The organism is Pseudomonas sp. MYb13 (assembly GCF_002980075.1).
In the GTDB taxonomy this organism is placed as follows: domain Bacteria; phylum Pseudomonadota; class Gammaproteobacteria; order Pseudomonadales; family Pseudomonadaceae; genus Aquipseudomonas; species Aquipseudomonas lurida.
In genome coordinates this window covers 92,478-106,890 of the sequence record NZ_PCQI01000019.1, presented here as the reverse complement: position 1 = coordinate 106,890, position 14,413 = coordinate 92,478, and the positions used below count along the sequence as shown (strand labels likewise).

At 62.2% G+C, this 14,413-nt stretch carries 13 protein-coding genes; 7 read left to right on the top strand and 6 right to left on the bottom strand.

Translation table 11 applies throughout. The features are described 5' to 3' along the window. Positions 1-208: 208 nt before the first annotated feature. Positions 209-1,726 carry an MDR family MFS transporter gene (locus CQ002_RS25025; protein WP_098465977.1) on the bottom strand — a complete coding sequence of 506 codons (1,518 nt, stop codon included), beginning with the start codon at positions 1,724-1,726 and terminating at the stop codon, positions 209-211. A 66-nt stretch (positions 1,727-1,792) separates the two neighbouring features. Beyond that, positions 1,793-2,977: a 4-hydroxybenzoate 3-monooxygenase gene (pobA, locus tag CQ002_RS25020; protein ID WP_371919472.1), complete on the bottom strand. Its 1,185-nt coding sequence runs from the start codon at positions 2,975-2,977 to the stop codon at positions 1,793-1,795. A 189-nt stretch (positions 2,978-3,166) separates the two neighbouring features. Here pobA and CQ002_RS25015 point away from each other — a divergent pair, with 189 nt between their 5' ends. Beyond that, positions 3,167-4,045: a helix-turn-helix domain-containing protein gene (locus CQ002_RS25015; protein ID WP_105161812.1), complete on the top strand. Its 879-nt coding sequence runs from the start codon at positions 3,167-3,169 to the stop codon at positions 4,043-4,045. A 16-nt stretch (positions 4,046-4,061) separates the two neighbouring features. On the opposite strand, the gene CQ002_RS28375 is transcribed toward CQ002_RS25015, so the two are convergent. Together CQ002_RS28375 and CQ002_RS25010 are read right to left on the bottom strand one after the other, a co-directional pair. Further along, positions 4,062-4,238 carry a hypothetical protein gene (locus CQ002_RS28375; RefSeq protein ID WP_164403623.1) on the bottom strand — a complete coding sequence of 59 codons (177 nt, stop codon included), beginning with the start codon at positions 4,236-4,238 and terminating at the stop codon, positions 4,062-4,064. 101 nt (positions 4,239-4,339) lie between these two features. Then, positions 4,340-5,245: a LysR family transcriptional regulator gene (locus tag CQ002_RS25010; RefSeq protein ID WP_034102501.1), complete on the bottom strand. Its 906-nt coding sequence runs from the start codon at positions 5,243-5,245 to the stop codon at positions 4,340-4,342. 104 nt (positions 5,246-5,349) lie between these two features. Here CQ002_RS25010 and CQ002_RS25005 point away from each other — a divergent pair, with 104 nt between their 5' ends. Continuing rightward, on the top strand, positions 5,350-6,216 hold the full coding sequence (locus tag CQ002_RS25005) for an MBL fold metallo-hydrolase (RefSeq protein ID WP_105161811.1): 867 nt from the start codon (positions 5,350-5,352) through the stop codon (positions 6,214-6,216). 33 nt (positions 6,217-6,249) lie between these two features. Beyond that, positions 6,250-6,864, top strand: coding sequence for an NAD(P)-dependent oxidoreductase (locus tag CQ002_RS25000; protein WP_069022335.1), 615 nt, complete (start codon positions 6,250-6,252; stop codon positions 6,862-6,864). A gap of 59 nt (positions 6,865-6,923) precedes the next feature. Here the strand turns inward: CQ002_RS25000 and CQ002_RS24995 are convergent, their stop codons facing one another. Then, a complete protein-coding gene (locus CQ002_RS24995; protein WP_034102504.1) occupies positions 6,924-7,796 on the bottom strand; it encodes a LysR substrate-binding domain-containing protein in 873 nt (290 codons plus the stop codon). A 111-nt stretch (positions 7,797-7,907) separates the two neighbouring features. Between CQ002_RS24995 and CQ002_RS24990 the strand changes: the two genes are divergently transcribed. The 4 genes from CQ002_RS24990 (at position 7,908) to CQ002_RS24965 (ending at position 13,995) form a co-directional block, all read left to right on the top strand. Continuing rightward, positions 7,908-9,533: a 5-guanidino-2-oxopentanoate decarboxylase gene (locus CQ002_RS24990; RefSeq protein WP_105161810.1), complete on the top strand. Its 1,626-nt coding sequence runs from the start codon at positions 7,908-7,910 to the stop codon at positions 9,531-9,533. Beyond that, positions 9,530-10,972 (top strand): aldehyde dehydrogenase family protein, encoded by a 1,443-nt coding sequence (locus CQ002_RS24985; RefSeq protein WP_105161809.1) that lies wholly within the window; start codon positions 9,530-9,532, stop codon positions 10,970-10,972. The genes CQ002_RS24990 and CQ002_RS24985 overlap by 4 nt, the downstream gene beginning before the upstream one ends. 762 nt (positions 10,973-11,734) lie before the next feature. Further along, on the top strand, positions 11,735-12,922 hold the full coding sequence (locus tag CQ002_RS24970) for a cyanate transporter (protein WP_105161807.1): 1,188 nt from the start codon (positions 11,735-11,737) through the stop codon (positions 12,920-12,922). Between the two features lie 137 nt (positions 12,923-13,059). After that, the gene (locus tag CQ002_RS24965) at positions 13,060-13,995 is read left to right on the top strand and encodes a LysR family transcriptional regulator (RefSeq protein ID WP_034104180.1); all 936 of its coding nucleotides are present in this window, start codon (positions 13,060-13,062) and stop codon (positions 13,993-13,995) included. A 3-nt stretch (positions 13,996-13,998) separates the two neighbouring features. Here CQ002_RS24965 and CQ002_RS24960 read toward each other — a convergent pair whose 3' ends face one another. Then, the gene (locus CQ002_RS24960) at positions 13,999-14,361 is read right to left on the bottom strand and encodes a 5-carboxymethyl-2-hydroxymuconate Delta-isomerase (RefSeq protein ID WP_034104178.1); all 363 of its coding nucleotides are present in this window, start codon (positions 14,359-14,361) and stop codon (positions 13,999-14,001) included. Between the last annotated feature and the right edge of the window lie 52 nt (positions 14,362-14,413).

Sequence of the window (14,413 nt, the reverse complement as noted above, 5' to 3'; positions counted from 1 at the left end):
CGGCTAAACCGGCATCCCTGCCGGTTTACCCCCCAAATCCCTGTCGAATTCCGGCCAGCGTGTTTGATGGGGCGCCTGAGATCAAAAGCAGGATCAAGAGCAACAGCGGCTCGCTTCGCATCGTGGTGTGGTTGTGGGTGCGGGTGCGGGTGCGGGTGCGGTTGGTTGCTACAACGCTGTTTAGATTCCTACTGGGCCGCCGGGCAGTTTAGTTGGCTTTGTCTTCGCGGCCGCGCAGCACTCGGTTTGGCATTGCGATTGCTGCCGCGAGCCCCAGCAGCGACACGGCTGCACTGACCATCAGCAAATGCCGGAACGTCACTGCCAATTCGCTGCGCAGGGCGTCCTGCGCCGGGCCGGGTGCGGCGTTGAGGCCGTCGAGCAGTACGTTGCCGGAGCTGCCTTCGGCCGCCAGTGCGCCGCTGGCCAGGTGGGCGAAACTTGAATCCTGCAGCAACGCCAGCAACAACGCCGACATGCATGCCACGCCTACTGCGCCGCCCAAGGAGCGGAACAGGTTGGTGGTGCTGGTAGCGACGCCGATGTCGCGTTGTTCCACCGAGTTCTGTGTGCCCACCAGCGAGGTGGGGAATTGCATGCCCGCAGCGATCCCGGCCAGCAGCATGAACATTGCCGTCAGCCCCACCGCCTGGGGGGCGCTCAAGGCCATGCCGAGGATCGCAAACGGGCTGAGCAGCGCGCCGCTGAGGATCATCGGTTTGTAACGTCCGGTCACTGACGTCATGCGCCCGGCAAAATAGGCGCCCATCGGCAAGCCCATGGCCAGCGGCAGCAGGTGCAGGGCCGCGCTGTCGGCCCCGGAGCCGGTCACCGTCTGATAACGCAGCGGCATCAGCACCGTCAGGGAAATCGCCTGGAAACTGGTGAAAAAGATCGTGCACCAGCACAACACCGCACTGCGGTTGGCGAACAAATGCATTGGCAGCAAAGGCTCGCGCGCACGCCGCTCGTGCCAGACAAACAGCGTCAATGCCACCAGCGCGCACACCAGCAGGCCCAGCACTTCGTCGTCGCGCCAATGATGGCCCTGGCCGATTTCGGTGATGCCCAGCAGCAAGGCCGTCAGCCCGACAATCATCAACAGGGTGCCGAGGTAATCGATGATCGGCTTGCGCTGCGGCACCGGCAGCCCGACCAGGGTGCGATGGGCCACGTACCAGGCGCCGGCGCCCAAGGGCAGGTTGATCAGGAACACCCAGCGCCACGAAAGGTACTCGGTCATGTAGCCGCCGAGCACCGGCCCGGCCACGCTGGCCACCGCGTACATGCTGCTGAAATAGCCCTGGTAGCGCCCGCGTTCGCGGGGCGGGATGATGTCGCCGATGATCGCCTGGCTCACCGAGATCATGCCGCCGGCGCCGATGCCCTGGAGGATCCGCGCCAGCACCAGTTGCTCCATGCTGTTTGCCATGCCGCAGAACAGCGAGGCCAGGGTAAACAGGCCCATGCCGATCAGCATCATCGGCCGCCGCCCGTACAGGTCACCGAGCTTGCCATAGATCGGCACCGCCACGGTCATCGCCACCATGTAGCCAGAGATGACCCAGGCCAGCAGGTTGACGTCATGAAACTGCGCGGAAATGGCCGGCATGGACACAGCGACAATGGTCTGGTCCAGGGCCCCCAGGAAGATCGCCATCATCAGCGAGGCGAGGATGCTGCGCACAGCGGGCAGCGGCGGAACGGGCTGGTTGAGGTGCGTCACGGCAGAACCTTCGAGCAGGGCCCGCAGGAAAAGGCAGCCCGCGGGAATGCTCGATACGATAGCAGGCTATTCGATAGCTTCGTAAGGAAGTCCGACGTAATTTTCTGCGATGGTCTTGCGCCCCGCCTCGGAGTGGATGAAGTACTCGAGCTCACTCTCGGCGATACGCTGGCTGAACCCGTCCGCCTCGGGAAACTGATGCAGCATGGAGGTCATCCACCACGAAAACCGTTCGGCCTTCCACACCCGCCGCAGGCAGATGGCGGAGTAGCGTTCCAGCAAGTCCACCCGCCCCTCGCGGTAGACCTTGAGCAGGATCCGATACAGCGTGCTCACGTCACTGGCTGCGAGGTTCAAGCCCTTGGCCCCCGTGGGCGGCACGATATGTGCCGCGTCCCCCAGCAGGAACAGGCGTCCGTACTGCATCGGTTCCACCACAAAACTGCGCAGCGGCGCGATGCTTTTCTCGATCGAGGGGCCGGTCACCAGGTGTTCGGCGAGATGGCTGGGCAGGCGTGTTTTCAGTTCGTCCCAAAAGCGTGCATCGGACCATTCATCAATAGGTTCGTCCACCGGCACTTGCAGGTAATAACGGCTGCGCGTGGGTGAACGCATGCTACACAGGGCAAAGCCACGCGGGTGCTTGGCGTACACCAGTTCAGCGTGCACTGGTGGCGTGTCGGCGAGGATGCCCAGCCAGCCGAATGGGTAGACCCGCTCGAAGACCTTGAGTGAATCCGCCGGGATCGATTGGCGTGCAACGCCGTGGAAACCATCGCACCCGGCGATGTAGTCGCACTCCAGGCGAAAAGCTTCGCCCTGATGCTCGAACGTGAGCCAGGGCTGATCACTTTTGAGCCCGTGGGGCTGAACGTTGCGGGCTTCGTACAGGGTGATGGCGCCAGCGGCAGTGCGGGCAGCCATGAGGTCGCGGGTGACTTCGGTCTGGCCGTAGATCATCACCGACTGACCACCGGTGAGCGCCTTGAGGTCGATGTGGGTCAATTGATCATTGAGCGCCAACTCGAAGCCATCGTGCACCAGGCCTTCGTTGTCCATGCGCTGGCTGACGCCCGCCTGCCTCAGCAGGTCGACCATGCCTTGTTCCAGCACCCCGGCACGGATGCGGCCTTGCACGTAATCAGCGCTCTGGCGCTCTAGGATGAGGGTCTCGATACCGGCGTCGTGCAACAGTTGGCCGAGCAACAGCCCCGCGGGACCGGCGCCGATAATGGCGACTTGGGTGTTCAACGTTTTCATTATTTTTATCGCCCGCAAGCTCCACCCGAACGGATAGGGTGAAAGAGTGGTCATTGGTCTTGTAGCTGACATTTTTCACTTGAGTGGCCGGCATAAGAAGGTGAAAACTGAGACAAAGCCTGCGCTTTTTGCCAATCGGGGCGATTACCGCACCACTCTCCTGAGTATCGGATTGAAACCATGACCAAAACCGCGATTCCGGTCTTCAAGCTTTACGGGGAACACCAGCAATGGCCGACCCCCGATTTGTTGCACTGCGAAACTATTTCCCGACGCAGCCGGGAATACCAGTGGGAAATCCAACCCCACCGGCACGCGGATCTGTGCCAGTTGCTGTACGTGCACAAGGGCCAGGCACAGTTGGAAATCGAAGGCCAGCGCTCCACGCTGAATGAAGCGACCTTGCAGGTGTTGCCACCCCTGTATGTGCACGGGTTTCATTTTTCCGAGGATGTCGAAGGCTACGTGGTGACGCTCGCGGCGCCGCTGGTCAGCCACTTGCAAGCTCAGTTGGGCACCACGGTAGACGGCTTGCACGCGCTGGGCTGCTATACAGCGGGCAAGGACAGTGACTACCTCAACAGCCTGTTTGTGCGCTTGCAGGAAGAGTACGCCGACGAACAACCGGCGCGGGACATGATGATGCATGCACTGGTGAGCGTGCTGCTGGTCTGGATCAGCCGCCAGGCCATCCAGCGTCGCCACCCACGGGCCCCCAGGGGTCAGGAATACTTCCGGCGCTTTACCCAACTGGTCGAGCAACACTACCGCGAGCATCCGAAGATCGAGGACCTGGCCCACAAACTGGGCATCTCGGTCTCGCACCTGAACGGGACATGTCGGGAATTGGGGGGGCAGCCGGCGCTGCAGATCATGCACGACCGCCAGCTGCTTGAGGCCAAGAGGCTGCTGACCTACACCAGCATGACCATCAATGAAATGTCGGAGGTATTGGGTTTTTCCGACCCGACCAACTTCTCTCGGCTGTTCCGCCGCCGGGTCGGGTTCTCACCCAAGGCGTTTCGCGAACAACTGAAGAGCGAAACGCCTCAGCCCTGAATGTGACAGCAGGCTTTTAGCGCAGGGCGCTGAAGCTGCCGGTGTGCGGAACGCATTGGTCCTGATGGCAGCTGATCGCAAAGGTTGGCTGCATTCGGGTCTGCTCCACGCGGTAGGCGGCAGTTGCGTAAAGCGCGCTGGCGATGGCGCACAGGCTGAAAATCATCAGGTACTTTCTGGTTTTAATGCTCATGGCACAGACCTCTGAGCGGATCTACACGGTGCTATCCAAAGCATAGGTCAACCAGCGCGAGTTGCCATTATTGGGCGCCATTCAACACATTTATGTCGGGTTCAAAGACCGATATCCCAGACGGGTTCTTCCGGGAACCGCAGCACCAGGAAATCAAGCAGACTGCGCAGCGCCAACGGCATGTGCTTGCGCGAGGCATACACCGCGTAGACATTCATTTGCTGGGGCTCAGCCTTGGGCAGCAAACGGATCAGTTCGCCGCTGCGGATGTAATCCCCCGCCTGATAACTGGGCAACCGTGCCACCCCGGCCCCCGCCAGCGTCACCCGCAGCAAGGTCGTCGCTTCATTGGCGGTGATATTGCCCTGCACCGCCACGGACACCGGCTCGCCGTTCTCGGTGAAATGCCACAGGCTTTTGCCGAAGTAAGAGTGCGTCAGGCAATTGTGTCCAGCCAGGTCGTGCACCTGGCGTGGCTGCGGGTGCTCCAGCAGGTACGCCGGCGACGCGCAGATCACCGAACGACAAAGCGTCAGCTTGCGTGCGATCAGGTTGGGGTCAAGTTCAAAACTGGTGCGGATTGCCAGGTCGATACGCTCATCCACCAGGTTCACCGTGCGGTCGAGCATCTGCAGATCGATGCTGACCAACGGAAAACGCTTCACGTACTCGGCCACGGCATCCGCCAGCTGCGCCTGGCCGAATGAGCTGCTGACACTCAGCCGCAACTGGCCGCGTGGCGCCTCGTCCGGCTCACTGACGGCCGCCTGCATGTCACTGCACAGCTCCAGCATCTGCCGGCAGCGGGGCAGCATTTCACCACCGGCGGCGGTGAGGCTGAGCTTGCGCGTGGTGCGATGCATCAGGCGCGCGCCGACCCAATCCTCGAGCTCGGCCAGGTACCGCGAGACCACCGGTCGCGACAGCTCCAGTTGATCCGCAGCGGCCGACTGGCTGCCCAGGTCGACTACCGTCACAAACACTCGCATTGCTTGAAGACGATCCATGATTTGCCCGCTTTTAGAAACAAACTATGTCCAAGCATGGCATTTTTTGTTGTGTTTGGTGCAACTAAGCTCTGTGCATCACTTACCTCCTGCTGGAGTTGCACATGATCTCGACGCTCAAACGATTGGCCATCGCCACGGCTGCCCTGGCCTTCGCCGCCCATGCCGCGGCCGCTGACCTGAAGCTGGACGCCTACAACCCCGGCACCTCGGCGATGATGCCCGTGAGCTCGGTGCTGGTCAGCGGCGAGAAAGACCTCATCCTGGTGAACGCCCAATTCGGCAAGTCCCAAGCCGAGCAGCTTGTGGCAAAGATTCGCGCCAGCGGCAAGCACTTGACCACCATCTATGTCAGCGACGGCGACCCTGACTTCTACTTCGGCCTCGACACCCTGACGGCCGCTTTCCCCGACGCGAAGGTACTGGCAACCCAGCCCGTGGTGAACCACATCAAGGCCACCATTGAGCAAAAAATCGCGTTCTGGAGCCCGAAGCTGGGGGCAGACAAGCCAAGCAAAGCCATCATCCCGCAAGTGCTGAAAGGCCATACCCTGACCCTCGAAGGCAAGACGCTGGAAGTGATCGGCCTGGACGGCGCGCAACCGGACCGCACCTTTGTGTGGATTCCATCGATCAAGGCCGTGGTCGGGGGCGTCGTCGTCTTTGAAAACACCCACGTCTGGATGGCCGATACGCAAACCGCGAAGTCCCACACCGACTGGCTGGCCACCTTGCAACGCATCCAGGACCTGAAACCGTCCACCGTGATTCCGGGCCACTACCTGGGTACGCCCACCGTGCAGTCCGTGGCCTTTACCGCCGACTACATCAAGGCCTTCGATATCGAGACCGCCAAGGCCAAGGACGCGACTGCACTGATCGCGGCGATGAAAAAGCGTTACCCGAACCTTGAAGACGAAAGCAGCCTGGAACTGAGTGCCAAAGTCGCCAAGGGCGAAATGAAGTGGTGATGGGTTGTAACCCTTAACGTACTGGAGAACGTCATGAGCAAGATCGCAATCATTGGGGCCACCGGCCGTGCCGGTAGCCAACTGCTGGAAGAAGCCTTGCGCCGTGGGCATAGCGTCGTGGCCATTGCGCGCAATACCGACCCATTGGCCGTGCGCCCGGGCGTCACCGTGAAGCAAGTTGATGCACTGGATGCCGACGCCCTGCAACAGGCCATCAGCGGCAGCGACGTGGTGATCAGCGCGGCGCACTTTGCCACCCTGCCCGCCAGTGCCGTGATCGAGCCCGTGAAGAAAGCCGGGGTGAAGCGCTTGCTGGTAGTGGGCGGGGCCGGTTCACTGCTGCTGCCGGGTGGCGGTCGGGTGATCGACAGCGAAGGTTTCCCGGCTGAGTACAAGGCCGAAGCCAGCGCAGGCGCAGCGTTTCTCGACACGCTGCGTCAGGAAAAGGCATTGGATTGGACCTTCCTGTCGCCATCGGCGGAGTTCGTTGAAACCGAACGTACCGGCACATTCCGTGTGGGCCAGGATGATCTGCTGGTGAGCAGCGAAGGCCGTAGCTGGATCAGCTTTGCCGACTACGCCATCGCCCTGATCGACGAAGTTGAATCGCCGAAACACTCGCGCCAACGCTTCACCGTGGGTTACTGACCCGACACGGTTAAAACGGTGGGAGCTGGCCAGCCAGCCCCCACGGTTGATCTTCAGCGCTACGAATGTCGTGCCTGGCTGACCAACCAATCCATCAGTGCCTCAAGCCCCGCCGAAGGCTCGGTGCCCGGCGGATACACCAGGTAATACCCCATCCCCGTCGGCACCCGCAGTTCAAACGGCGTCGCCAACCGCCCTGCCTTCAAATCCTCGCCAATCAACGCACTGTCGCCAATCGCCACGCCGGAACCTTGGGACGCTACCGTCATGGCCAGATCCAGCGTTTCAAAATGATGCCCCTGGCTCAAATTGCTCAGCCGCGTACTCGCCGCCTTCAGCCACAGCGCCCAGTCCCGCTCGTCCCGCGTGGGGTGCAGCAGTACCTGTTGCTGCAGGTCTGCCGGGGTGTGCAACCTCCCGAGCAAGGCCGGCGCGCAGACCGGGGTGAGCTGTTCATCGAACAGGTGCCGCGCCTCGGCCGACTGCTCGGCGATAGGCGCATAGATCACTGCAGCGTCGAATTGCTCACGGCGAAAGTCCACGGTGTAGGCCACCGTGGTGGTGAGTTCCACCGGCACGTCCGGGCGCTCTTTCTGCCATTGCATCAGGCGCGGTAGCAGCCAGCGCATCACGCAGGTGGAGGCCTTGAGTTGCAGGGTCTGGCGGCGACTGCCGATCTGCTCGACCGCCTCGCCGAGCAGGCCGAACACCTGTTGCGCGCGCAGCGACCATTCGCGGCCTTCTTCGGTCAGGCTCAAGCCCCGCGCCTGGCGTTGGAACAGCGCGTAGCCCAGGTGGCTTTCCAGCCCGGCAACCTGCCGGCTCACCGCGCCCTGGGTGATGTGCAATTGCTCGGCGGCACGCGTGAAGTTGCAGCACTGGGCCGTGACCCAGAAGGTGTGCAACGCAGGCAGCGGCGGGAGGCGTTTCATGAGGGCTGAGCCATGACGTGAGGACATGGCTAGTATGACTTTTTATCGATTGTTGCCGCTACGGGCCAGCCGGTCCAATAACGCCCTACCTCAACAATAAGAGCGACATCTATGGCGACCTGCGGCGAAGTATTGGTCAACCTCCTGGAAGGCTACGGCGTGGACCAGGTGTTCGGCATCCCCGGCGTACACACCGTGGAGCTGTACCGCGGCCTGGCCCGCTCCAGCATCCGTCACGTCACCCCGCGCCACGAACAGGGCGCCGGCTTCATGGCCGACGGTTACGCGCGCACCCGCGGCAAGCCTGGCGTGTGCTTCATCATCACCGGCCCCGGCATGACCAATATCACCACCGCCATGGGCCAGGCCTATGCCGACTCGATCCCGATGCTGGTGATTTCCAGCGTGCAGTCACGCAGCCAGTTGGGCGGCGGGCGCGGCAAGTTGCATGAGCTGCCGAACCAGGGCGCGATGATGGCTGGCGTGGCGGCGTTCTCCCATACCCTGATGTCGGCAGCAGAATTGCCAGGCGTATTGGCGCGGGCCTTTGCGTTGTTCCAGGCCGGGCGACCGCGCCCGGTGCACATCGAAATCCCGTTGGACGTGCTGGTGGAAAACGCCGACGCACTGCGGGGCAGTGAGCCGGTGAGCGTGGCCCGTGCCGGGGCGGCGCCGTCGGCGGTCAAGCAGATCAGCCAGTTGCTCGCCGCGGCCAAAAAACCGTTGATTCTGGCCGGTGGCGGCGCCATCGATGCAGCCCCGGCACTGACGCAATTGGCCGAGGCGCTCGGCGCGCCAGTGGCGCTGACCATCAACGCCAAGGGCATGCTGCCTGCCCGCCATCCGCTGCTGATCGGCTCGACCCAGACCCTGGTCGCCACCCGCGCGTTGGTGGCAGAAGCAGACGTGGTCCTGGCCATCGGCACCGAACTGGCAGAAACCGACTATGACGTGACCTTCGCCGGGGGCTTCGAGATTCCCGGCGCGTTGCTGCGCGTCGACATCGACCCGGACCAGACCGTGCGCAACTACCCGCCTCAAGTCGCCTTGGTGGCCGATGCACACATGGCCGCCGAAGCCTTGCTCGCCGAACTGGACAGCAAGCCATTGCCACCCCGTGACAGTGCCTGGGGCGCTGAGCGTGTCGCGCGCCTATGGGCCGAACTGAACCCTGCCTGGGATGCGGCTACCCGCGCGCAAACCCTGTTCCTCCACACTGTCCTGGAAACATTGCCCAACGCCGTGCTGGTCGGCGATTCCACCCAACCGGTGTACAGCGGCAACCTGACCCTGAACCTCGACCACCCGCGCCGCTGGTTCAACTCATCCACTGGCTACGGCACCTTGGGCTATGCCCTGCCCGCCGCCATCGGTGCCTGGCTGGGGCGCGGCGACGGGCAACCGGTGGTGTGCCTGATCGGCGACGGCGGCCTGCAATTCACCTTGTCGGAACTGGCCAGCGCCGTGGAAGCCCGCACGCCGGTCATCGTGCTGCTGTGGAATAACCACGGCTATGAAGAGATCAAGAAATACATGGTCAACCGCGCGATCGAGCCGGTCGGCGTAGACATCTACACCCCGGACTTCATCGGGGTGGCCAAGGCACTGGGTTGTGCTGCCGAAAGCATCCAGGGCATCGCGCACCTGCGTACGGCATTGCGCAGTGCTGCAGATCGCCCGGGGCCGACGCTGATTGAAATCGAACAGGGCCAGTGGATGCGGGAGGTCGCGGTATGAGCGCGGTGTTGAACGGGATCTATATCGACGGTTCGTGGCGTACCGGTCATGAAGTACTTGAGGTGATCAACCCGGCCAGCGAGGCCATTTTGGCCGAGGTCAGCGTTGGCGATGCGAGCACCGTGGCCCTGGCGGTGGATGCGGCCAGTGCCGCCTTTGTCGGTTGGTCGAAAAGCACCGGCCGCGATCGCGGCGCGCTGCTGCGCAAGATCGCCCAGGGCGTGAGCGAGCAGCGCGAACAGCTGATGCACCTGCAGTCGAGCAACAATGGCAAGCCGCTGTTTGAAGCGGCGATTGATGTGGACGACGTGATCGCCACCTTCGAGTACTACGCCACGGTGGCCGACGGCATGGACGCCGGCCAGGACCGTCCGGTAGTGCTGCCCAGCGTCGACTTCAGCGCACGCCTGCGGCGTGAACCGTGCGGCGTGGTGGGGCTGATCGTGCCGTGGAATTTCCCGATGGTGACCACCGCCTGGAAACTCGCACCGGCCCTCGCAGCCGGTTGCTGCGTGGTGCTGAAGCCCTCGGAAGTGACGCCGTTGGCAGAGCTGCAGTTGGCGCGGATCATCGCCGAGGCAGGCTTGCCGGCTGGGGTATTCAACCTCGTGTGTGGCACGGGCCTGGACGTCGGCGCGCCGCTGGCGGCGGATCATCGGGTGGCGAAGATTTCCTTCACCGGCAGTAACGCAGTCGGTGTGCACGTAATGCAGCGCGCCGCCGAAACCATCAAGGGTGTGAGCCTGGAATTGGGCGGTAAGTCCTCGTTGCTGGTACTGGCGGACGCCGACCTGGACCTGGCGGTGGAACTGGCCTGTGGCGGCGGTTTTTTCAATGCCGGCCAGATGTGTTCCGCCACCAGCCGCGTACTGGTAGCGGACAGCCTGGCGGATGCGTTCCTGCAGCGTCTGCAGGCACGGGCCGAAGGCATACGCGTGGCCGATCCGTTTGCCGACGCGGTGGAAATGGGTGCGTTGATCAACCGCGTGCAGTATCAGCGGGTGCTGGGGCATATCCAACGAGGCCTCGAAGACGGCGCCCGCTTACTCTGCGGTGGCGCGCGGCCGGTGGACTTGCCGAAGGGCTTCTTCATTCGTCCCACCGTGTTCACCGATGTGCCGTTGGACAGCCCACTGTGGAACGAAGAAATCTTCGGCCCGGTACTGTGTGTACGTCGTTTTGCCTCGGAGGAAGAAGCTATCGCCCTTGCCAATAACAGTGACTTCGGCCTGGTCGCCAGTGTGGTCAGTGCCAATACCGAGACCGCCGAACGCGTGGCCAATGCCTTGCAAGCCGGGCTGGTGTGGATCAACGCACCGCAAGTAATCTTCCCGCAAACCGCATGGGGCGGTTACAAACAGAGCAGCATCGGCCGCGAATTGGGGCCGTGGGGGCTGGCGGCGTTCCAAGAGATCAAGCACGTGATCCGGTCTAACTAGCCACGCAACATTCACATGGGAACTGGCTCACCTGCGAAAAGACAGCCATCCCCACAACAGTGAAGCCCCCCCCTAACCACGATGCGAAGCGAGCCGCTGTTGCTCTTGATCCTGCTCTTGCTCTTGCTCTTGATCCTGCTCTTGCTCTTGCTCTTGATCCTGCTTTTGATCTCAGGCGCCCCATCAAACACGCTGGCCGGAATTCGACAGGGATTTGGGGGGTAAACCGGCAGGGATGCCGGTTTAGCCGCCCCGCGCCATGGAGGGCGCGTGGCGGCGGCCCCCCAAATCACTGTCGGATTACGGGCACACCGAGCGTGAGCGAGGTGCCGAGTGTTGGGGCAAGAGCCTTTTGGTTACTTTGGGGCTCTTTTCCAAAGTGACCCGCTGTAAGAGCGGAACCAATATCAGCCGTAACCTAAATAACGGATATGTACCCGGTCTGATCCAACATTCAGGTCGGCTGTCAGGCCGCCTTCGCGGGCAAGCCCGCTCCCACAGTTGGAGCGCGGGGTGACAGTTAGAGGGTGGTTGGCTGCGGGGCCGCCTTCGCGAGCAAGCCCGCTCCCACATGTTTGGATCGCGGGATAACCGTTAGATAGTGGTTGGCTGTCAGGCCGCCTTTGTGGGCAAGCCAGCTCCCCCATTGGATCGGCGTTGTGTCAACCAACCCGCAATTTTTCAATAGCACCTGCGACTTTCTCATTTGCCCCACTCCCACACCCATGGCCTGATTGCCCCTCGTTCATTCAAGGCCGCCCCATGGAAACCGTCCACACCAAACCCACCACCGCCCTTTGGCTGATGATCAGCGTCGTGCTGGTCGCCCTCAACCTGCGCCCATCGATGGCCGCCGTCGGCCCGTTGTTGTCATCGATCCGCGCGGAGGTGGCCTTGAGCTTCAGCAGCGCAGCCCTACTGACCATGTTGCCGGTGATGGCCATGGGCGCGGCGATGTTCCTTGGCATGGGCCTGGCCAAGCGCTTTGGCGAGCACCGCAGCATCGTGGTGTCACTGGTGGTGATTGGCATGGCCACGCTGTCACGGCTGTTCCTCGATTCGGCGCTGGAGTTGATCGTCAGCGCCATCGCCGCCGGCGTGGGGATTGCGATGATCCAGGCATTGATGCCGGCGCTGATCAAAGCGCGGTTCAGCGATAATGTGTCGCTGTTCATGGGCCTGTACGTCACCGCGATCATGGGCGGTGCGGCAATGGCCGCGTCGTTTTCACCCTTCGTGCAGGCGCAGACCGGCAGTTGGCGCATCGGCCTGGCGATCTGGGCCGTGCTCGCAGTGCTGGCCTTGGTGTCCTGGCATGCGCAACGCTGCGTGCTGCCGCCGATGCCCCAAGCCGCGAGCGGCCCTCACGCGTCGTTTTTCGCTAACGGCCGCGCCTGGTTGCTGGCGGTCTTTTTCGGCCTCGGCACTGCCTCCTACACCTGCGTGCTGGCCTGGCTCGCACCCTACTACGTGGAGCAAGGCTGGAGCGAACAGAACGCCGGGTTGCTGCTGGGCTTCTTGACGGCCATGGAAGTGGTGTCCGGCTTGATCACACCCGCCATCGCCAACCGTCGCCAGGATAAACGCGGTGTGGTGGCCGTGCTGCTGGTCCTGATCATCCTGGGTTTCTGCGGCTTGATTCTCAGCCCGCACCACCTCAGCTTATTGTGGCCCTGCCTACTGGGCCTGGGCATCGGCGGCTTGTTCCCGATGAGCCTGATCCTGTCCCTCGACCACCTCGACAACCCACGCCGCGCCGGCGGCCTCACCGCGTTTGTGCAAGGTATCGGCTACCTGATTGCCGGGCTGTCGCCCTTGATCGCCGGGATGATCCGCGACCAACTGGGCACCTTCGAATGGGCCTGGTGGTCGCTGACGGCGGTGATCGTGGTGATGCTAGTGATCGTCACGCGCTTCAACCCTCGGCATTACGCACGGCACATTGGCTGACGTCGTGTTGCAAACAGTATTTGTCTCACGCCAAACATAGAAACGCCCTACAGAGCTTTCTAATGGTACGTTCGTTCCGTTAAGCTTTTGCCCTTGTCGCGCACTGTTTCAGTGCCAAGGCTTACCGGACGGAATGGATGCTAAACAGTAACTTGCTCAGAAAGCTCGACATGCAGGACTTGATGGTGTTTATCGCCGTCTACGACCAGAGCAGCGTTACCGAGGTGTCCGAAACGCTGTTCGTCAGCCAGTCCACCGTGAGCTACAGCCTGAAGAAGCTGCGCACCAGCTTCGAAGACGAGCTGTTCATCAACACCCGGGCGGGCATGCGGCCGACGTACAAGGCCACCACGATGTATGGCCATGTGCAGAAAATCCTCGAAAGCATCAACCTCTGCCACGCGGGTGGCCAGGCTTTCGACCCGACCCAGAAAGCCGTGACCTTTAATGTCTGCGCGCCGGAATACTTCGAACAGCTGATCCTGCCGCGCCTGTTGAAGCACTTCGACCGCGCCGACCTGCCGGTGATCGTCAATGTGCGAAAACTGGAAACCGACATCCCCGCCGATGACCTGCGTGAAAATCGCCTCGACCTGGTGATCTGCTTCGGCCCCAACTTCCACCGCGCCCACAAAGACTTCCGCACCCAGATGCTGCTGGAGGACGACCTGGTGTGCGTCTTCGACAAGCGCTCGGCACCGCGGGAGCCGGCCTTCAGCCTGCAATCGTTTGTCGAGCGGCGGCATGTGTTCCCCACGCCGTGGACCTCCGACACCAACATGATCGATGGCTGGCTGGCGCGCCAGGCCCACAAGCGCCAGGTGATCGCCCGCGCCAACAGCTACAGCGCAGCCTTGAAGATGATTACCGGCACCGACTTTATCGTCACCCTGCCGCGTCGCGTGCACAAGCTGCTGGCGCCGGCGACGGTGTTTGGCCACTGCGAGGCGCCCAATGGCTTGCCGGGATTCACGCTGGAGATGCAGTGGAACGAAACCAGTGAACAGGACAGTGCCAATACCTGGTTTCGTGAGCAGGTGGTGAAAGTCTGCGCCGATCAGGGCCTGCTTTAAGCGTCAGCCGATGGCGACTTTGCTGTAGGAATCACGATCCATGTCTACCAGTTGGACACTCAGTTGGACTTGGACACCCTCCGGCCAATCCCCGAGGTCCTGTAGCGCCGCCAGCAGGCTTTGGGACAATTGTTCCTTGACCTGCGGTGACCGCCCACTGAGCAGTGACAGCTTCACTGCGATAAACCCGCGCGGGTTCAGGGAAGTACCGACCTGAAAGCTCTCGACCTTGACCGCACGGCTTTTGATATCGAACTCGGAAGCGAACTGCCCGGACACCATCAGCACGTTATTGAGCCGCAACAAGGTCTTCTCGACGGCCAGGCCGGTAAGGTTGGCGGTGTATTCCAAGTGCAGGTGCGGCATGGATGGCTCCGAGGTTTTCGTAGGAAGATTCCTAGATATACCACGGATAAAA